The sequence below is a fragment of the Secundilactobacillus mixtipabuli genome (genome assembly GCF_002217925.1).
Classification (GTDB): domain Bacteria; phylum Bacillota; class Bacilli; order Lactobacillales; family Lactobacillaceae; genus Secundilactobacillus; species Secundilactobacillus mixtipabuli.
On sequence record NZ_BCMF01000012.1, the window covers coordinates 33482 to 52336 of the forward strand.

Below are 18855 nucleotides of genomic sequence, written 5' to 3' on the forward strand. Positions count from 1 at the left end.
GGGGTTGATTATATAGGAAAGGTCGAATGGAAGCAAGTGTCAGGTGCACAATGGGTTAGCGACTTTCACCTCAATTTAGACAAACAAAAAGCACTGCCATCCCCCGCAAAAGGGATCGCAGTGCTGCGTGATACTCATCGTTGATGATTTTATTGCCGGATTACTTTGCTGGCACCTCGCTATCATCTTCATCAGCCACTGGCTTTTTACTTTGATAATAACGGTCTTCTAGGCGCTTATATGAACCCGGTTCGACTTCATCCAAAACGGTAGCAATCGTTTCAAGACTTTTGGCATAGTCGTAATCTTCATCAAACAAGTGCTGGGCTTCTTGACTAGCTGTTGCCACTTCTTCATGAGTCATTCGGTAGCGGTTAGCATATTGAATCAATTGCTCCGCCAGCTGTGCGCTATCGATCAGATCATTCGTCTTCTCAGTTAAGATATCTAAGTCTGATTGAATCATGATCAATTGTTTCGTAATCTCTTCCATATTAATTTGAACTTGATTCATATCATCCGTTAGCTTATCAATTTCATCACTGACGACCTGGTAATAATCGAGGTAACTCTTAGCAACGCCCGGCAGATTTAAGTTTTCAACTTCCCGCCGAATACTGTGCAGCTTAAATTCAAACTGCTGCAAGTTCTGGTTAGCCTGCTCTTCTTCCTTAGCTAATCCAGCAACCGAATCATTAATTTCTTGCTGCTGTTTCTCAATTTGGGTAAGATCATGAATTTGTCTGGTTTGCCGAGCTTCTACTTCCGTATAAACAGCGTCATTACTGTGAATGTTTTCAACGTCCTTTTGATAGGCCGTTTCAATGTTTCTCAGCTGCTCAGTAAATTCACGGGTCGTTTCAAGTTCTTGATGATCCAGTGTGTAGTTGTGATTTAACCGTTCCAGTTCCTTCATCAGCACACTATTTTGATTTTGGGCGTGACTGATGAATTTGGCCAGGTAATCAAGGTTCTTAACCACTTTGGGCTTAGCAACCATTTCTTTTTGCATCAAATCATAAAACCGATCGATTTTGGTGGACAAAGCCGTATCAGCTTGCTGTACCGCACTAACATCTAATTTTGCAAGCAGTGCCTTGCTCTTCTTTATTTCAGCGGGCAAAGCAGCAATCTGATCCTTTAAATCGGCAACGGGAAACTGGTAACCCTGTTGTGTCAGTTCACTTTCTCCCTTGGTTAATTCCTTGATTTGAGTTGGAAATTCAGTTTCAAGATTAGTCACTAGGGGTGGGATCGACTTCAGCATTTCAGTCAAATGATCCGTGTCAGATTGAAGCTGCTCCAGTAATTTAGCGGCCTCTTCATGATCACCCTTACTCGTCACTTCACGGAAGTGGTCATTATCATCTTCTAGCTTGCCTAACTGCGTCTCAAGCCCGTCGATGGCATCACCATACATAAAGTTTTTTGCCAGCAATGTCTTGCGTAGTGACTGATACTGGGATTCAAGTGTCTTAACGGCCTGCTTATGTTGCGCATCAATTTTTTTAAGTTCAGAAATTTGATTCTGAACCTGCTCGATAGCTTGTTGGGCAACCTCTAGTGAAGCAGCCGCTTTTTTGGCGCCTTGCTGCGCAGTTAACACGCGGTATTGTTTAGCACTATTAATCGCGTCATTAACTTGCTCTTCTAGCCGCGGTAACCGGTTTTCCTTCAGATCGCCAAAGTCCGTGGTCAGCTGCTTAACTTCTTCCAGCGTCTTGCCCGTTAAACTCATGGCACGAACTTGATCGACCGAGTCGTTCAGCTCATCAATTGTCAATTCTTCTCTTTTTTGATTGAGTCCCTTCAATCGTCTGATCAGATACTGCTGGTAAATTAAGATACCGGCGTATATGACAATTGCCAGGATAATGACACCTATTAATATCCTAAACATCTAATCCCCATCCTTCGTTACCAAAATACACTTTTAATATGTATATTTAGATAGATTATGATTGATTTTTCATCAAATACCCATTAAAATCTATACCAGTTTAAATTATAGCATACCTTATGAAAAGGCTTCACCCGAATTTCAAGTTTCGCAAATTAAACCGTGAGAGGTAATCAAAATGACTGAAACAAAAACAACCGTTTCAATGATGAATCAACAGCTGGATGCACTCCTATATAATGAAACTAATTTGATTGCCAACTTATCAAATGCTTCTGCCTTATTAAAACAGAGTATGACTGATGTTAACTGGGCAGGCTTCTATCTGTATCAGCCAAAAGAGGACGAACTGGTCCTTGGCCCCTTCCAAGGCAACGTCGCCTGCATGCACATCAAAAATGGCGCCGGTGTCTGCGGAACTGCTTTCAAGACTCAAGAATCCCAGCTGGTCGAAGATGTTCACCAATTTCCCGGGCACATTGCCTGCGATTCTGCTAGCAACAGCGAGGTGGTTGTGCCGCTCACTAAGAATGGTGTCAAAATCGGCGTCATGGATCTTGACTCACCTAAAATCGGCCGTTTTACCGAAGATGACCGTGCAGAACTACAACAATTTGCCTTGATCCTGCTGAAACATATTGACATTCAGTAGGGATTCGAAGTATACTGGCGTTTGTGTAAAATAATGCAGCGGTGAGCGGTAAGCTCGTCAACAGATCACTGCCAAATGGTGGTTGGGTAAGTAACCTGCGGCTGCACAGGGCGAAAACCGCAAAGGGATCTGCACGAATATCAAACTCACGTCAAATTATTTTACTCCAACTAAAATTTTTGGAGGAACTATCTATGTCTCGTTATACAGGACCAAGCTGGCGTGTATCACGTCGTCTTGGCGTTTCACTTTCAGGTACTGGTAAAGAATTAGCACGTCGTCCATTCGCACCCGGCGAACATGGCCAAGGCCGTCGTTCAAAGCTTTCCGAATATGGGACTCAATTACGTGAAAAGCAAAAGCTGCGTTTCACTTACGGCATGACTGAACGTCAATTCCACAACTTATTCGTTCGCGCAGGTAAGATTCGCGAAGGTAAGCATGGTGTTAACTTCATGATCTTGCTCGAACGTCGTTTAGACAACGTGGTTTACCGTTTAGGTTTGGCAACTACTCGTCGCCAAGCTCGTCAATTGGTTAACCATGGCCACATCACTGTTGATGGCAAGCGTCTTGATATCCCTTCATACGAAGTTAAGCCTGGTCAAGTGATCAGCGTTCGTGAGAAGTCAAAGGATATGCAAATCATCAAGGATGCCGTTGAAGCCGTTGTTGGTCGTCCTCAATACGTTGAGTTCGATGCTGACAAGCTTGAAGGTAAACTTGTTCGTTTACCACAACGTGAAGAAATGGATGCAGACCTCGACGAATCACTTATCGTTGAATACTACAACCGTTAATAAGCGCTGCTTAACTAAAGAAAAGCAATTTGCACACTGCGTGCAAATTGCTTTTTTTGTGTCTTGAATCCATCGTTCACTGAATTAGTTGATCAAAGAATGGCCGTAAATCTGAAACCGTTGCTAAAATCATTCGTTGGACCTGCTCAGGATCATCAAAGCACTTGTCGCCCCGAAACCACTGACGGCCAACTAAAAAGTCCGACTGCTTCACCCGTTGATAATGCGTCAATTGGTCAGCTAATCCGGCTGCTGAAATGCGATGTGATAACTTCGCCATGTGATTAGGACTAATCTCATAATCGTCACTTAGCCTAGCAAAATCAGGTAGCAAAGCCGCTGGCCGTTGCGTCATTAGCTGGCGGTCCTTTGCTTCTGCTAAAACTGCTAACCAGACAAACAAGCGGTCATCCCAAAAGCCAATCATGAGGTGCGGGTTCATCTTATAGCCACGTTTATTGGTACTAAATGCAATCCACGTATTCATCGGCGGATTCTTGTGCCGCCTTAAATGTTTGGCGACGTGTGCATAAATTGGTGCCTTGCTCCCTAGAGTTGCAACTGCCAATGGTGCTAAAGCTTCAAATTTAGGGTCGATTTCAGATCGAATACCAGCCATCCGGCCAGCCAAAGTTTGATCCTCAAAAACCTGAAAATCAGAATCGTTAAACAATGTCTCTCCCCCGTTCATCTTGGTGTCGGTGTTTATATAGTCATGTTACAATAGTCTTACTACTAATGAAAGTTGGTGTTACGCATGCCTGACAAAGATCAGATGACGTCTCACTTGGATAACGCCATCTACGGTCCACCCAAACTGCATCCCGATGAGCAGCGAACTTATTTAGGCACGTTTCGTGAACGGGTGTCTTTGCTGATGTCCATCCAACAGCTCCAGCACGGTGAGTACTTACCATCTTTTGAAGCTGAATTAAAAGCTCACCCTGATTATCAAGTGATTTTCAATGGTCATACGGGAATGGCAGCTTTGAAACCCTATCTACAAATTGCTGGCCAGCTTCAACGGGCATTTACAATTGTTCAAGACGATTTTTACGGCGGTCAGCCAACCGATTCTGGACTGGTTGTCATTTCCAAAACGGCGATCAACCAATATCCCATTAAAGTTGAAGACAAGGCTGGTAACCAGCCTGCATCCGCTCAGCAAAACACCAGCGAAGATCCATCAACGTTCTGGACTAAAATGAAAAAGAATCTCGGCCTTTAATTTACTTTTGAAAGAAGACATACTATGCCACAACCTTTAGCTTACCGCATGCGGCCACAGCGGATCGAAGACGTGGTCGGACAGCAGCACTTAGTGGGTCCAGGTAAAATCATCTCGCGGATGGTCAAGGCTAAAATGCTGTCGTCAATGATTTTATACGGCCCACCTGGCACTGGTAAAACGAGTATTGCCAGTGCCATTGCCGGTTCCACAAAATACGCTTTTCGAAAACTAAACGCAGCCACCGATTCAAAAAAAGATCTTCAAATTGTCGCTGAGGAAGCTAAGATGAGCGGAACGGTAATCCTCTTACTGGATGAAATTCACCGTTTGGACAAGGTTAAGCAGGATTTCCTGCTGCCACACCTGGAAAACGGTCGAATCGTTCTGATTGGGGCAACAACTGAGAATCCCTATATCAGTATTAATCCCGCTATTCGTAGCCGAACCCAAATTTTTGAAGTGAAGCCGTTGATGCCAGACGATATTCGCACCGCAATTGACCGCGCCCTTACAGATAAAGAAAACGGTCTGGGTAACCAGCAAATTGATTTGGCGCCAGAAGCTGAAAATTTATTGGCTACGGCAACTAACGGTGACCTTAGAAGTGCTTTAAACGGCCTAGAATTGGCTGCTAAGTCTACAGATTCAACCGATGGTGTCATTCACCTTACGCTACCAATTATAGAGGAGTGCCTGCAAAAGAAGGCCTTCAGCCATGATAAAGATGGCGACGCCCATTATGACGTGATTTCTGCCTTTCAAAAATCCATTCGTGGCAGTGATACTGACGCCGCCCTCCACTATCTTGCCCGGCTGGTAACTGCAGGTGATCTGCCAACCATTGCCCGACGCTTGACCGTGATCGCCTATGAAGATATTGGCCTGGCAAATCCGCCAGCGGCAGCCCGCGTCGTCGAAGCCATCACCGCCGCACAGCGCTTAGGTTTTCCTGAAGCAAGGATTCCGCTAGCCGACGCCGTCATAGAATTGTGCTTATCGCCTAAATCGAATTCCGGAATGGCTGCAATTGACGCTGCCATGTCAGATATCAGTTCTGGACACTATGGCGATATTCCAGCTCATTTAAAGGATGCCCACTATAAGGGTGCAAAAGACTTGGGCCATGGGGTCGATTATAAGTACCCGCACAATTTCAAAAATGACTGGGTCAAGCAGCAATACTTACCAGATAAAATTAAAAACGCCCAGTATTATGAGCCCAAAACAAACGGTAAATTTGAAACTGCGCTGGCTCAACAGTATGAACGACTGCGAAAAGCACAGCGTTCACCAAAATGAGCGTCCAGGAGTCAAAATGGTAAAACTGGGAAAAATATGCTAGTATATAAGTAAGTTCTAGGGTGTGCGCGTTGTCCACATACGTGTTTGCCGAACAACTAATGTTACTTTGGGACATGGGTTAACTTTACCGGATTGCAGGCCTTTTACACTTGGTAGCATGAACGTAAATATACCCGTCCCACCTGCTTATGAGCGGGCCAAAACCTATCGGACAATTAACGGCACTATTAGATCTTCAAAGTGGCAACACTTTGGGGCTGACTTGCACCTTGTAAGTCAGCTTTTTTATTTTATGACAAATGACAAAAAATGGCGCTACGCCTTGGAGGGTTCTTCGTGTTTATTACGATTTTAATGGTTCTCTACGTTCTGCTGACTTTCTTTATTGGCTGGTTTTTTCTGTCCCACACTCACCGGCCGTTCCTCGTTTTTCATCCTGAGGAAAATGCTAATTTAGCTGGTATCGTCAAGTTTAGCGGCTGGTCACTGATTGTGATCGGGGTGATTGCAGCAGTCGCCACCATCATGCAAAACGATGTCTTTATTTCCATGACCTTATTAGTAGGTGTGCTCGATGTTTTAGCGATTCAACTCATGCTGGTTCACTTCTTTCCGAAGATTAAATGAAAACGGTTTACATTTCTCTTTTTATTTGGCGTGAAATAACGTAAAATAGAATTAACAAGTAGAGAGAGGTGAGTCATCATGTTACAACAATACAAGCACATCTTAGTTCCAGTTGATGGTTCTTACGAAGCCGAATTAGCCTTCGAAAAGGCTGTGGCCGTTGCCAAGCGGAATGATTCAGACCTGCACCTGGTTCATGTTGTGGATACCCGTGCATTTCAGAATATTTCTAGTTTCGATACAACGATGGTTGAAGAAGTAACCGATACTGCCAAGAAAACCTTGGATAAGTATATTCAACAAGCAAAAGATGCTGGCGTTAGCAGCGTTGACTACTCGATTGAATACGGTGCACCAAAGACCATTATTGCCCGTGACATGCCTAAGAAATTAGGTATCGATCTGATTATGATCGGTGCTACGGGTTTGAATGCTGTGGAGCGGCTATTGATCGGTTCAGTTACCGAATACGTTACCCGCACAGCAATCAGTGATGTTTTGGTTGTTCGGACTGACTTGGACAACAAGCCAGCTAAACAACCAGCCAAAAAAGCTGAGAAATAGTTTAAATTTTTAATCAAAGCAGTTTGCACCAAAACGCGGTAGATTCCAGAATTTAACGTAAAAAAGCCTAAATAAGGCCTGCTTCGACGATTGCCGGAGTAGGCCTTATTTAGGTTTAATTTCGGATATTTTCACATGATAAGATTAACGGCTTGCATAACACAACTATCAGCTTACTAGTTGTCCTAGCTAATTGCCTGAGTGATTTCATCATGCCGATAACAATCCGCTAAATGATCATTAACAATCCCTGAAGCTTGTAACAATGCATAACACGTCTTAGGCCCGATACGTTTAAACCCAAGTTGCCGCAGTGTTTGTGCGAGTTCAGCCACGAAAAATTCAGTCTCTAAATGATCGTTTGACCGTAAATGATGGTCCAGCGGCATGTCATTAACTCGTTGCCAAAGCGTTGCGCTCAAAGTCCAGCCCAGTTCGTGTAAACTACTCAATACCCGAGCATTCTCAATAACCGCATCAATCTTTTGCTGATTACGAATAATTCGCTTGTCCTGATGCAAACTTTGCAACTTGGCTGGTGTAATCAGTGCTAATCTTTCTGGCTCAAAATCTTCAAACGCGTGTCTTAAGGCTTCACGGTATTTTAATATCAATTGCCAAGCTAAACCCGCCTGAAAAATCTCTAATGATAAGTTTTCAAATAATTGCCGTTCATCACGAACGGGAACGCCCCACTCTAAATCATGGTAAATCAGTAGTTGTGGGCTCTTTTCCGCCCATGCACATCTGGTTGTCATCGTATCAGCTCCTTATGGAACTAACTACGCCTAATCAACAGAACTGGTTCACGACGTTTTCAACTATTGCCCAGTTAAATTGCTTGAGTGGTTGTCGATTAACTCGCTGGAGGCGCAGAAGCTGGTTGGTAATTTGTCCATCCACGCCCAAGACCCGCATAACCTGCATATCTGCGATGCCATCAGGTGTCCAAACAAAGACTGGCGCCCCAACAGAATGCGCTTGTCTAATCATCGTTGTATTAAGCCCAATAGCTTGCAATGAATAAAAGTCAGCCGGCAAGTTTTTAATCGACATCACGTTCAACGGTACGATATAACCAACGATCAAGTTGGGATTCAACTGCTTTAGTTTTAATACTGCCTGATAACTCATCGTGTGAACAAAGTCATGGTCAGCAATCAGTTGACCAGCGTACTGGTGTGCAAAACGTTGGACAACATCAGAACTATCTTGAGGCGTCACTTTCAGTTCAACGATCAAACGCTGTTTTTTCTGTCTAGCCGTTTTTAAATACTGCGCTAGACTGACAATTTCAGTCGTTTGACCATTTTTCTCAGCCCACTGATTTTTCAGTTGGTTAAAGGTTAATTTTTGAATATCCGCTGCCTTGATTCCAGTTCGCGTTTTCAAGTGGATATCTTGACCATGAGCAACAACAAAATGGCCGTCCTTTGTTTCTTGGACGTCAATCTCAACAAAGTTTGGTTTTTGCTTAACGGTTTGCTTAAAAGCCGCCAAAGAATTTGGTACCCCATTTGTCCCAATAACACCACGATGGGAAATCGTTAAACTTGGGGTCGCTGCCACGGAACTAAAATGAAACGCTTGGAACCCAAACAGCACCACTAACAGCACCACCAAACCGGCTGGGAACCAGGCCATGGTGTGTAAGGGTTCGTCATCCTCATCAAATTCAGGCTGAAATCCTGGTTGCGCAACAGATTCCCACACCATTGCAAGCAAAAAGACACTCAGTCCGATTAGCGCAAATATGATCAGAACTACTAAAACGAATAAAGTTGTGCCATTACCGACACCGTTTGAGAGTTGCGCCCCTAAAGCTCGGAGCCCCAAAACAACACCGTGTTCAATGAGTGACATTGGTAACCAAACGGCAATCAGCGGCCGAACAAACCAAACAAGCCGCCGCCAACCGCTGATGGGGACCAACTCAGGCTTGACAGTTACCCTTAAAAAACCGAGTAATTTCAAAAACGCGTAGAGTAAAACAACGTATACAACAGCCAAAATAACAACCATAATTCTACGCTGTAGAACGAACGTATCTACCCAGTTGATCGGTAGCATCACTAAATTAAGAACGGGTGCGGTAAAACCAGCATCGCCAAACGGCAACCACAATATCGCCAGCAAAACCACCAGCCCCGTTAACTGCAGCCACCTTTTGGCTAGTCGGTGCCAAGCAGTCAGCATTAAGAGATCTGATTGATTCAAAATCGTTTTATTCGTTGTAAACGCCGTTAAAATAAGGTTCAGCTCAAAAATTAACCCAGTCAAAAAGGCCACGATCAGGACAATCTTGATGCCAACTAGACCAGGATTTAACATCAAAATATGCAAAGTGGTTAAAATCGCAAGTAAGAGCAGCCAACCAAGATTAACTGCTCGCACTTTTAGTAATTGATAACTTGTTTGAAATAAACGTTGATAATAATTGATTGGTTTCACCCTTTCGCTCACTAGGCTAGGAAATCGATGACAGAGTGCAAGTATTGCAAGATATCATCGTTAAAATCATGCCGGACGATCATTGCCTCAATCAATCGGCCACGGTTATAGATTCGATTCCAGCCAGCCTGGCTTTCCTCTTGTTGCACCACGACTAATTCCTGCCGCCAATGTTTAAGCTGCTTTAGAAAATAATCCGCATATAACTGGTTTTTATTAGTCAGCCGTGCGAGGTAGCCAGCCAAGCGTTGCGGTTCACCAAAAATTAAAGCACCGTCTAGGGTCTTATATCGCTCAATGATGATTGCCATCAGATAAAGCTTGTCAGCCCTCGTCAATCGTTCACGTTCAGATAATTCATCTAATAAGTTGCCAATATGGGTATACGCGTGCGCCCAACCATTCGTTTTAATGAAACCACGTGTATCTACTTCAAGCACCATGTATAAAGCTAATTGGTCAACCACTTGACTAACCAGCTTTTGATCCAAAAATTGATAGCCTGCGCGGTCAGCATACAGCAGCACCGAAAGTAACAACACTGCAAACCCTCGTTGGTAGATAGCATCGTTTTCGGGTTCGAGAATATGAGCAAAAAGAACCGTATCGCTAGTCAAATAGCGAACAATCATCACCATTTGCTGATCTGAAAGCAGGTGCTGCTGAATCAGATCATTGAAAAGAAAATAGATGCCTTTATCCCGAATGTTGGGATCAGGAGACCCAATGTGACGCACTAATTGAAGAACCTGCTGGTCACTCAAAGCCGTCAGTGATTCGTCTTTCAGTTGATCGTTTAACTGCGTCAATAAGTCACGAATACCGTCATTATCATCGGGTAAGTTGACAGCCGTCACTATTTTCTCACGTTGAACCGATTTAACCAATAACTCCAGTCGGGTGCCAAGTGATTGGAATAGTTCGCCTGCGTTAACTTGAGTACGGATCTCATTTAGTTGTTTGCGTATGTCATCTATCTGATTGTTGGCTTCCACTTTTCTCGCTCCGTTCTTTAGTCATGTTCTTATTTTAGCACGTTTATCACTAACGAGAAAATCAGCGTCAATCAGTCAAATTATCTTGGCACTCGGAAACGTAAAGTCAACTGGTAACTTATCAGCAACATCACAATCGTGTATATTGAGCCAGAGATGATTGGTGCAAAAACGTTAAAATGGCCTGTCGCCACCTGCTGATTCATTCCGACGATGTACAGCAGCAGATCGCCCAACCACGTCAGCTTTAAACTTGTCTGATCATTTAACATCACTAAGACCGCTAGAAGGACGAAGAGGATAATGGGTAGTCCAACAATGATAATGCGTTGGGCCCTTCTATTGAATAAACCTAAACAAGACCCAATGACCATTCCCGTTGCCATAATGCAGGCAATAAATAAGACGGTAATGATGAAGACCGCAACCGTGTTTGCCGTGGCAGAATTAAAATAATGACCGTAAAGAACACTAAACGTCATGACCGGATTTTGCTTAGCATTAATGAACTGATGATACACAGCCCCATACAGCAGATTGATGCCTTCACCAACAATCAAAATGGTGGTCAACGCAGCCAACTTACTGTAAAAATAAGTTTTCCGGCCAATCCCATTCTGAATGAACAACTTAAACCCATCGTAACTAATGCCGCCAAAAACAAATAGGTAAAAGCCTAAAATTAAAGCTGGTAGCATTTGTGGTAAATAGTCGCTGAAATCATAAACGTTAATGCGGCCTAAAATCAGCGAAATGAGAAATGGCAGGATCACGACTGCCGCAATCGACCAGAGGTAAACCCAGCCAAACGATTTGAAGTAATTTTTAAGTTGGTACGAAAAAGCCGCTTTAATTTTCAACCTTTGCCACCTCCTGATTGGTCAAATAGATAAATAATCGCTGTAAGTCAATGTGACTGATCGATATCGTATCTGGTATTGGTCGATCATTGTCCAAGTCACCATAAACGTAATGGACGACTAAGTGACCAAGCTCCTCATGGCCAATGACATTCAGACCCGCCGTGTAGGTGCTGACATCATTGATTGGTCCAGTAATGGCATAGCCTTTATTGAGCATTTCCTCAGTTGTTTCGTCAATCATGATTCGGTGATCTTGCAGCACCCAGACCCGTTCAATCAGCTGACTGACTTCTTCAATCAAATGAGTTGAAATAACAAAACTGCGTGGTCTTTTAGCATAGCTATCTAGCAGCGCATCATAAAACATGCGCCGGTGATTTGCGTCTAATCCAAGTGTCGGTTCATCTAAAATAACGTAGTCTACATCTACCGCCAAAGCAATGATCAATTTCATGATTGAACGTGAACCCGTCGATAGCTTGTTAAAGCGCGCATGGCTATTTAACCCGAATTGCTGCGTCAAAGACTGCGTCAGTTTCTCATCCATTCCCTGGTAGAGCTGCTTTGTTAGTTTAAAAATGTCCTCGACCCTCATCCGTGACGGATAAAGGTTAGCCTCACTCATTAAATAGATCCGATTGAGGACCGCGTCATTATTTGTCACAGACTGCCCACCGATGGTGACCTCACCTCTGGTTAAGGGCAAACGATTTGTGATGATGTTGAATAAGGTGCTTTTACCAGCACCATTTCGACCTAGGAGGCCATAAATGGTCTCTGGTTCAATCGTCAGATTAATGTCATCAAGGACCTGTTGTTTACCAAATGTTTTGCTGACATGTGTGATTTTAATTGGTTTGACCATTTTCGAACCCCCTCTTAATCATTTCTAGAATGGCTGTTTTTGATAACGATAGTTTCTGGGCTTCTTTCACAAGATTGACCACATAATCGTCATAGAATTCCGACTGACGTTTTTCACGGATTCTGGCATAAGCCCCCGCGGCGACAAACATCCCTAACCCCCGGCGCTTTTCCAAGAAATGATGCGTTACTAAAATATTCATTCCCTTTAAAACCGTAGCAGGATTGATATGAAATTGCTTCGAGATTTCCGTTGTCGAAGGGACCTGTGTCCCCTCCTCGAAGCTGTTTGTAAAAATTGCCTCTTCAATCTGCTCGGCAACTTGAAGATACAGTGGTTCAGTACTATTAAAATCAAACTGCATGATCCACCATCCAATCCTTCCTTTTACCGCTATACTGACTACTGATCAATTTTAAGTTTAGGCAGCACAATGTGCTCGTAAAGCTGAACAGTAATAATGTAATAAATCATATACAAAACAAAGAAAATTGTAAATGGCAGCCAAATCTGATAATACGGATTTAACATTAAGACTTTAAACATCTGTAAACCAAAGAAAACGTGAATTACGCCTACGATCGCTGGTAGTACAAACAGGACTAAAATCTCTCGGGCGATGGAACTGCGTAATGCTGCTGGTCGGGCCCCAATTTTATTGAGCATCTCATACCGTCCCTTATCACTGGCCGCCCCGCTTAAGATCTTAAACATGAGACAGCTGGCTAACATTGCCAGGAACGCAATACCAAGAAAGAACCCCATAAATTCCAGTCCACCGAATAAAACAGTGCCGAGAATAAAAACGTTGTAGCTTCCTGGAATGGTCGTTACCGGTGGATTCCCTAGACTGGCAACAACCCGCTTTAAACCGGCTTTATCAGCTTGAAGATTGTTCACACGGAACAGCATTAAGCGTTGCGTTTTAACGGGGATCTTTTTAAAGGCATCATCTGAAACCAGTCGCGGCGTTTTTTGTGGTGCTTTAGGCTGCAACACCATCAATTTTTCAGGGTGCTTGCTTAATTGTGACCTCGTCATAGGCCGATATTTCGGTTCAGCCAGCCGGTTTCGCTTGGTAGAATTAATGAGTGGCCCAAAGCCCGTAAATTGCACGGGATGCTGTTTGATTTGATTGGCACGATAGTAAATGACTTGCTTGGTTTCTTTTTGCTGATAGGTCACCTGAGTTGCTAGTTTTAACTGGTTGATTTCATGAAGCGTTTCTGCTGATGGATTTTTTATCGCCATCGTGTAAGCATTACTGGCCGTAGATAAAGCAGTCACTTGGCGCTGTAAACCAATTCCAACTGTAATTGCCCCTAGTGACAGTGCAACTAATATCGAAACAATGGAAAGAATTTTAGTATAATTCCGAATTCGAAAGCTCAGCTGTGAGAGCGTAAAATTTCTTAACCCTCGGTTTGACCAATTAGACCGCTTAATGATGATAATTAGCCAAACAAAGACCGCATTGAATAACAGATAAGTCCCTAGGACAATGGTCACTAAGCCAATCGGAATCGCGCTTAAAACAAACGTTTGAATGTGACTCATCGCATAATAACCCATGGCTAACAACCCAAGACCAATAATCACTTGTAACAGCTGACTAACGGGTTTTAACCGTGGTCGATTAGGCTGGCTGTCGCCCTTCAACAGTTTGAGAACTGGCGTTTTGGTTAATACCAGCCGGTTAATCGCACCAGCAATCAAGAAGAGCACGATGTAAAGCAGAATGGTAATCCATACCGCAGGCCAATAAAGCGCACTGAAATGGTGAAGTTTCGTGCCAATCATTCGACTCATCAAAAATGGTGCCAGCGTCGCGGTAAGCCCCCACCCAACAAAGGTACCGATTAGACTGGCAATCGTGCCAATAACTGACGTTTCAATCAGAATCAACTGACCAATTTTGGACTGCTTCGCGCCTAACATCATGAATAAACCATAGTCATGACGCCGCATACTCATCAAAAAAGAATTCGCATAAAAGACATAGACTAACGTGATGATCGTTAACAAGATGGCACCGAACAGAAAAATAAAGTTGGCACCCGTAATCTGCCGGGCGTTAGCTTTAATAAATGCCCTGTTAGTGGCTAATGATTCAAACATGTAGAAGATGCCACTGGACATCATCAGACCAAATAACAACACAATATAGTCTCTTAGCCGGCTTTTAATCCCTGTAAACGCTAATTTAGTTAACATTTTGCCAGCCCCCTAATCAAACGTACCAAGCGCATCTAGGATCGCCTGATAAAACTGCTGCCGAGTCTGCGCACCTTTTTCTAGTTCCTGACCGATCTGACCATCCTTAATGAACAAAATCCGTTGGCAATAGCTGGCAGAAAATGGATCGTGGGTCACAAGTAAAACAGGGACTTGTTGTTCCTGATTGACGGTGGTCAGCATCTCAAGCAAATCACGAGCACTATTAGAATCAAGCGCCCCCGTCGGCTCATCACCAAATAAAATGGCTGGATGTGAAATCAAGGCTCGTGCTGCTGCCACCCGCTGTTTTTGACCACCTGAAATTTCAGTGGGATATTTATCTAAAATAGCTTCAATATTAAGCGACTGTGCAACCTGTGCAACCTTTGAGTGAATCAATTTTCCCTTCACGTTTTGTAACGACAACGGCAGCGCAATATTTTCAAAATTGGTTAAGTTTTCTAATAAGTTGAAATCCTGAAAAATAAACCCAACTTGTTGCGCTCTGAAGTCAGCAATCTGGTTACCTTTCAGGTCAGTCAAAACCTGCTGATTAATTTCAACGTCACCTGATGTAGGCTGATCCAACGTTGCCAGAATATTAAGTAACGTTGTTTTGCCAGAACCTGAAGCGCCCATAATGCCGACAAACTCACCTGCGTTGACGTCAAAACTGATTCCTTTTAGTGCTTCATACTGTTTTTCACCCGTTTTACCATACGTTTTGTGTAGGTCTCGTACCGAGACAATTGGGGTTGTTTTCATGATTCTCCTCCATTTAACCGAAATTTTAAAGATGTTAATTGGTTAGTTACTTGTGTAACTAACTATAAAGGTGAGTCATGGGTTTGTCAATTAGAAATTAAATTCCAGACCGATTAAATGGGCCTCAAAATGACATGTGATATAAGTCGATATCGATAAGGATTTCATTTAATCTCTTGACGTAAACACATTCTAAAATTGACTTTAGATCACGACTTAAATATCGCCTTTACCTGCTCTACAACTCAGATTCCGGCCATATAACACGAAACGACGCCATCCCGATAGCCCATCGGAATGGCGTCGTTTCGTGTTATATTCTAGAATCTACCGAGTTGCGTCGCAGCTACTCTTTATTTATAACTCTTGGCTGGTAAAACAGCACCCTTATAGTGATTGTAGATCCACTTTTGTGTACTCTTTGATTGTAAGGCCTTCATCAATTTCTTAATAGCAGGTTTCTTTTGATCACCTTTGCGCACGGCAACAATGTTGACGTATGGTGAAGATGACTTTTCAGTGACGATAGCGTCTTTACGAGGATCAAGACCTGATTGAACCGCGTAGTTGGCGTTAATAAAGTCGACGTCGCCTTCACCGTTCTTGTAGATACTTGGCATCAATTTTGGTTCGTAACTGTGCTTGAACTTCAAGTGACGAGGGTTTGACGTAATATCACTGAAGTTAGCAGTTGTAATGTCAATCCCCTTCTTGACCTTGATCAAACCGGCATCCTGCAAAATGGTTAAGATACGGCCATAGTCAGGGGTGTTTGAACTTGCTAAGACGGTTGCGCCATCCTTCAGATCCTTTAAGTTCTTAACCTTCTTTGAGTAAGCAGAGATTGGTTCCAAGTGAACACCACCGGCGCTGACAAGGGTACCATGGTTAGCTTTGTTCCACTGGTTTAAGAATGGCGTGTGTTGGAAGTAGTTAGCATCCAATTCCTTGCTGGCTAAAGCTTTGTTAGGCATAACGTAGTCTTGGAATACCTTAACCTTTAAGTTAACGCCTTCCTTTTTCAATTGTGGTTGAACGTGCTTTAAAACTTGAGCGTGAGGTACAGCTGAGGCACCCACCGTAATCGTGGTGGTCTTTGATTGGCTTGAATTGTTACCACAAGCAGCTAACAGTACGGTTGTGGCCGCAATCCCTAAAATACCTAGAATCCGTTTCGAAGTCTTCATGAACAATTCCTCCCAAAATGTAGAATAATAAGTTTTTATAAGGTCCGCTTATCGATTCGGCGAACCAGGAAATCCCCAATAAATTGAAATGCAAACACGACGACCACAATGATAACCGTCGCAACAAACACGATCGTATTGTTATTGGCTTGGAAACCATCGATGTAAGCTAAGTTACCTAATCCACCAGCACCGATAGCACCGGCCATTGCGGTGTAGCCAATCAACGAAATCGTAGTCACTGTGGCACCTGATACTAATGCTGGCATACTCTCCGGCAGCAAAACTTTGTAAACGATCTGCCAGCTGTTTGCCCCCATCGCTTCCGCAGCTTCGATCACACCGCGATCGATTTCGTGGAAAGCTAACTCGACCATCCGGGCATAGAACGGCGCCGCGGAAATAATCAACGATGGCAGTGCCGCTGTAGGGCCGATAATCGTGCCAACCAGGTTTTTGGTAATTGGTAACAGCAGCATGATCAAAATGATGAATGGAATGGATCTAAACACGTTAACTAAGAAAGAAACAATTGCATTAAGCACTTTCACCCAAACATTTTGACTCGCCGTTGTCTCAAATAATAGCAATCCTAATAAAACACCTAAAATGGCAACGGCAATCATCGAAACAACGGTCATCCAAACAGTTTCCCAAGTGGCAGCGCCCATGTTGTTCCAGTCCACCGTATTAAACGCAAAGTAAGAGCCATTAGTCACGGTGAATCACCTCCGTTTCAACACGCATTTTCTTCAGCAGGTCCAAAGCACCGTCAAGGCTTTCTTTATCACCATTGAACTGCAAGTATAATGAGCCAATTGACCCTTCCTGGGTTTGGTGAATACTGCCTTCAATGATACTAACCTGAAGCTTAGGAAACTTATGAATGATTTCAGATACAATCGGTAACTTGGCTTGATCACCATGGAAGACCAGCTGAACGATCGTCCCATCTGGGTAACTCTTGATCAGTTCTTCAACGATACTGTTGGTATCCGTCAATGCTGGATCAACTTCTTCGCTGACGAAGCGCTTCGTAATTTCCTCTTTCGGATTCCGGAATACGTTGAAGACCGTTCCCTGTTCAACCACCCGACCATCATCCATCACAGCCACATGATCACAAATCTTTCGGATGGCATGCATTTCGTGGGTAATGAGGACGATGCTCAAATTTAATTTCTTATTAATTTCAAGCAACAGGTCCAGCACTTCATCCGTCGTCTGCGGATCCAAGGCACTAGTCGCTTCATCGGAAATTAAGATTTCCGGATCATTAGCTAATGCCCGAGCAACCCCGACACGCTGTTTTTGTCCCCCTGATAATTCAGACGGATACGAGTGCTCTCGACCAGTCAACCCAACTAAGTCAACGAGATGCTGGGCTTTTTCCTGACGCTCTTTGCGGGATACACCAGCAACTTCCAGCGGAAACATAATGTTTTGAATGACTGTACGTGACCAAAGCAGATTAAAGTGTTGGAAAATCATCCCAATCTTTTGACGCTTTTTTCTTAAATCCGTGCCAGAAAGTGCAGTGATTTTATCGCCATTAATATCGATTTCACCGCTGGTTGGTGTCTCCAGACCATTTAACATCCGTGTTAAGGTACTTTTCCCAGCACCTGAATAACCAACAATGCCATAAATCTCTCCGTCATCGATGTTCAGATTAACATCTGAAACGGCGGTTAAGTCACCGTCTTTTGTAGTGAATCTTTTTGTCACGTCTTTAAACTCAATCACTCCGGTTACCTCCCTTTTCCTCAAATAAAAAAGCTTCGCCCCACTTAAATCAATCGATTTAAGTAAGGGCGAAGCTTATCGCGTACCACCTTATATTCGTCACTGCCTCACAGCAGTAACCTCAACGGGTCTATAGACCCAACGGGATAGTGGCCGTTAACCAGTTGCGGTTCACTTAAGCTCACCGTAACCTCTTTATGCAAAACCATCTTCAGTATGTTGTAGCGGTCCCTTTTCATCTAACCGAGACTCTCTAGGCATCTACGCTATGCTTACTCATTTTGCTGATCTCTTATTCAATTGAGTCAATGACAAAAGTATAGTCATTTGAATGAGAGCTGTCAAGAAGAAATGTCATTGTATTCTCAGAATCTAATTAATATGCAATTAGCTTTCCTTGATATCAACTAGCCAAGCATCGGCTTCTTCTTCACTGTTTAAGCTATCAAAGTCGTTAGCTAACTGTGGGTTCACAGCAACAACTTCACCGCTAACAGGACTATCAATATCTGAAACAGCCTTTTCAGCTTCAACACTGATCAGGGTCTTGCCCTTGGTAACTTTGTCGCCAACACTTGGTAGGTGAGCAAACTTAATGGTGCCTAATTCATCTTGGCCAGCTTTCGTTAAACCAAGACGTGTCTTGTCATCCATTACTTTTGTCCAGAAATAAGTTGCTTCTTCACTCAT

20 protein-coding genes and 1 other RNA gene are annotated in these 18855 nt (G+C 43.4%); 7 read left to right on the forward strand and 14 right to left on the reverse strand.

Annotated features, from left to right (window positions below; all coding sequences use genetic code 11):
* Positions 1 to 160: 160 nt before the first annotated feature.
* A complete protein-coding gene (gene ezrA / locus IWT5_RS10670; protein ID WP_089109945.1) occupies positions 161 to 1900 on the reverse strand; it encodes a septation ring formation regulator EzrA in 1740 nt (579 codons plus the stop codon).
* A gap of 178 nt (positions 1901 to 2078) precedes the next feature.
* Here ezrA and msrC point away from each other — a divergent pair, with 178 nt between their 5' ends.
* Together msrC and rpsD are read left to right on the forward strand one after the other, a co-directional pair.
* Positions 2079 to 2552, forward strand: a complete 474-nt coding sequence (gene msrC / locus IWT5_RS10675; RefSeq protein ID WP_089109946.1) for a free L-methionine (R)-S-oxide reductase MsrC — start codon at positions 2079 to 2081, stop codon at positions 2550 to 2552.
* 194 nt (positions 2553 to 2746) lie between these two features.
* Positions 2747 to 3352, forward strand: a complete 606-nt coding sequence (gene rpsD, locus IWT5_RS10680) for a 30S ribosomal protein S4 (protein ID WP_089109947.1) — start codon at positions 2747 to 2749, stop codon at positions 3350 to 3352.
* A 76-nt stretch (positions 3353 to 3428) separates the two neighbouring features.
* On the opposite strand, the gene IWT5_RS10685 is transcribed toward rpsD, so the two are convergent.
* Positions 3429 to 4025, reverse strand: a complete 597-nt coding sequence (locus IWT5_RS10685) for a DUF1054 family protein (protein WP_159459326.1) — start codon at positions 4023 to 4025, stop codon at positions 3429 to 3431.
* An 84-nt stretch (positions 4026 to 4109) separates the two neighbouring features.
* Here IWT5_RS10685 and IWT5_RS10690 point away from each other — a divergent pair, with 84 nt between their 5' ends.
* The 5 genes from IWT5_RS10690 to IWT5_RS10710 all read left to right on the forward strand — a co-directional run bounded on the left by IWT5_RS10690 (position 4110) and on the right by IWT5_RS10710 (position 7076).
* Positions 4110 to 4580, forward strand: a complete 471-nt coding sequence (locus IWT5_RS10690) for a YueI family protein (RefSeq protein WP_089109949.1) — start codon at positions 4110 to 4112, stop codon at positions 4578 to 4580.
* A 24-nt stretch (positions 4581 to 4604) separates the two neighbouring features.
* Positions 4605 to 5882 (forward strand): replication-associated recombination protein A, encoded by a 1278-nt coding sequence (locus tag IWT5_RS10695; RefSeq protein WP_089109950.1) that lies wholly within the window; start codon positions 4605 to 4607, stop codon positions 5880 to 5882.
* Between the two features lie 51 nt (positions 5883 to 5933).
* Positions 5934 to 6123, forward strand: a non-coding RNA gene (ssrS, locus tag IWT5_RS10700) — 6S RNA.
* A 98-nt stretch (positions 6124 to 6221) separates the two neighbouring features.
* Entirely contained in the window at positions 6222 to 6512 is a 291-nt protein-coding gene (locus IWT5_RS10705) for a hypothetical protein (RefSeq protein WP_089109951.1), read from the forward strand.
* Between the two features lie 78 nt (positions 6513 to 6590).
* Positions 6591 to 7076 carry a universal stress protein gene (locus IWT5_RS10710; protein WP_089109952.1) on the forward strand — a complete coding sequence of 162 codons (486 nt, stop codon included), beginning with the start codon at positions 6591 to 6593 and terminating at the stop codon, positions 7074 to 7076.
* A 185-nt stretch (positions 7077 to 7261) separates the two neighbouring features.
* On the opposite strand, the gene IWT5_RS10715 is transcribed toward IWT5_RS10710, so the two are convergent.
* From IWT5_RS10715 to IWT5_RS10770, 12 genes are all read right to left on the reverse strand, one after another.
* On the reverse strand, positions 7262 to 7834 hold the full coding sequence (locus IWT5_RS10715; RefSeq protein ID WP_089109953.1) for a DNA-3-methyladenine glycosylase I: 573 nt from the start codon (positions 7832 to 7834) through the stop codon (positions 7262 to 7264).
* A gap of 34 nt (positions 7835 to 7868) precedes the next feature.
* Positions 7869 to 9527 (reverse strand): glycerophosphodiester phosphodiesterase, encoded by a 1659-nt coding sequence (locus IWT5_RS10720; protein ID WP_089109954.1) that lies wholly within the window; start codon positions 9525 to 9527, stop codon positions 7869 to 7871.
* Between the two features lie 11 nt (positions 9528 to 9538).
* Positions 9539 to 10522, reverse strand: a complete 984-nt coding sequence (locus IWT5_RS10725; protein ID WP_089109955.1) for a DUF2785 domain-containing protein — start codon at positions 10520 to 10522, stop codon at positions 9539 to 9541.
* Positions 10523 to 10602: 80 nt separating this feature from the next.
* Positions 10603 to 11382, reverse strand: a complete 780-nt coding sequence (locus IWT5_RS10730; RefSeq protein ID WP_089109956.1) for a hypothetical protein — start codon at positions 11380 to 11382, stop codon at positions 10603 to 10605.
* Positions 11372 to 12250 carry an ABC transporter ATP-binding protein gene (locus tag IWT5_RS10735; protein ID WP_089109957.1) on the reverse strand — a complete coding sequence of 293 codons (879 nt, stop codon included), beginning with the start codon at positions 12248 to 12250 and terminating at the stop codon, positions 11372 to 11374. Before IWT5_RS10735 ends, IWT5_RS10730 begins: the two co-directional genes overlap by 11 nt.
* Complete coding sequence (locus IWT5_RS10740) at positions 12234 to 12614, reverse strand: GntR family transcriptional regulator (RefSeq protein ID WP_089109958.1); 381 nt, start codon at positions 12612 to 12614, stop codon at positions 12234 to 12236. The genes IWT5_RS10735 and IWT5_RS10740 overlap by 17 nt, the downstream gene beginning before the upstream one ends.
* Positions 12615 to 12652: 38 nt before the next feature.
* Positions 12653 to 14464, reverse strand: coding sequence for an FtsX-like permease family protein (locus tag IWT5_RS10745; RefSeq protein WP_089109959.1), 1812 nt, complete (start codon positions 14462 to 14464; stop codon positions 12653 to 12655).
* Between the two features lie 12 nt (positions 14465 to 14476).
* The gene (locus IWT5_RS10750) at positions 14477 to 15232 is read right to left on the reverse strand and encodes an ABC transporter ATP-binding protein (RefSeq protein WP_089109960.1); all 756 of its coding nucleotides are present in this window, start codon (positions 15230 to 15232) and stop codon (positions 14477 to 14479) included.
* A gap of 353 nt (positions 15233 to 15585) precedes the next feature.
* The gene (locus IWT5_RS10755; protein WP_089109961.1) at positions 15586 to 16419 is read right to left on the reverse strand and encodes a MetQ/NlpA family ABC transporter substrate-binding protein; all 834 of its coding nucleotides are present in this window, start codon (positions 16417 to 16419) and stop codon (positions 15586 to 15588) included.
* 35 nt (positions 16420 to 16454) lie between these two features.
* A complete protein-coding gene (locus IWT5_RS10760) occupies positions 16455 to 17090 on the reverse strand; it encodes a methionine ABC transporter permease (RefSeq protein WP_089109982.1) in 636 nt (211 codons plus the stop codon).
* Between the two features lie 40 nt (positions 17091 to 17130).
* Complete coding sequence (locus IWT5_RS10765; RefSeq protein WP_089109962.1) at positions 17131 to 18165, reverse strand: methionine ABC transporter ATP-binding protein; 1035 nt, start codon at positions 18163 to 18165, stop codon at positions 17131 to 17133.
* A 387-nt stretch (positions 18166 to 18552) separates the two neighbouring features.
* Entirely contained in the window at positions 18553 to 18855 is a 303-nt protein-coding gene (locus tag IWT5_RS10770; RefSeq protein ID WP_089109963.1) for a glycine cleavage system H family protein, read from the reverse strand.

Coding starts and splice junctions, on each gene's coding strand:
- IWT5_RS10710 (WP_089109952.1), top strand. CDS start 6,591: ATGTTACAACAATACAAGCACATCTTAGTTCCAGTTGATGGTTCTTAC.
- IWT5_RS10745 (WP_089109959.1), bottom strand. CDS start 14,464: ATGTTAACTAAATTAGCGTTTACAGGGATTAAAAGCCGGCTAAGAGAC.
- ezrA (WP_089109945.1), bottom strand. CDS start 1,900: ATGTTTAGGATATTAATAGGTGTCATTATCCTGGCAATTGTCATATAC.
- IWT5_RS10690 (WP_089109949.1), top strand. CDS start 4,110: ATGCCTGACAAAGATCAGATGACGTCTCACTTGGATAACGCCATCTAC.
- IWT5_RS10770 (WP_089109963.1), bottom strand. CDS start 18,855: ATGAGTGAAGAAGCAACTTATTTCTGGACAAAAGTAATGGATGACAAG.
- IWT5_RS10750 (WP_089109960.1), bottom strand. CDS start 15,232: ATGAAAACAACCCCAATTGTCTCGGTACGAGACCTACACAAAACGTAT.
- IWT5_RS10740 (WP_089109958.1), bottom strand. CDS start 12,614: ATGCAGTTTGATTTTAATAGTACTGAACCACTGTATCTTCAAGTTGCC.
- IWT5_RS10755 (WP_089109961.1), bottom strand. CDS start 16,419: ATGAAGACTTCGAAACGGATTCTAGGTATTTTAGGGATTGCGGCCACA.
- rpsD (WP_089109947.1), top strand. CDS start 2,747: ATGTCTCGTTATACAGGACCAAGCTGGCGTGTATCACGTCGTCTTGGC.
- IWT5_RS10760 (WP_089109982.1), bottom strand. CDS start 17,090: ATGGGCGCTGCCACTTGGGAAACTGTTTGGATGACCGTTGTTTCGATG.
- msrC (WP_089109946.1), top strand. CDS start 2,079: ATGACTGAAACAAAAACAACCGTTTCAATGATGAATCAACAGCTGGAT.
- IWT5_RS10715 (WP_089109953.1), bottom strand. CDS start 7,834: ATGACAACCAGATGTGCATGGGCGGAAAAGAGCCCACAACTACTGATT.
- IWT5_RS10735 (WP_089109957.1), bottom strand. CDS start 12,250: ATGGTCAAACCAATTAAAATCACACATGTCAGCAAAACATTTGGTAAA.
- IWT5_RS10695 (WP_089109950.1), top strand. CDS start 4,605: ATGCCACAACCTTTAGCTTACCGCATGCGGCCACAGCGGATCGAAGAC.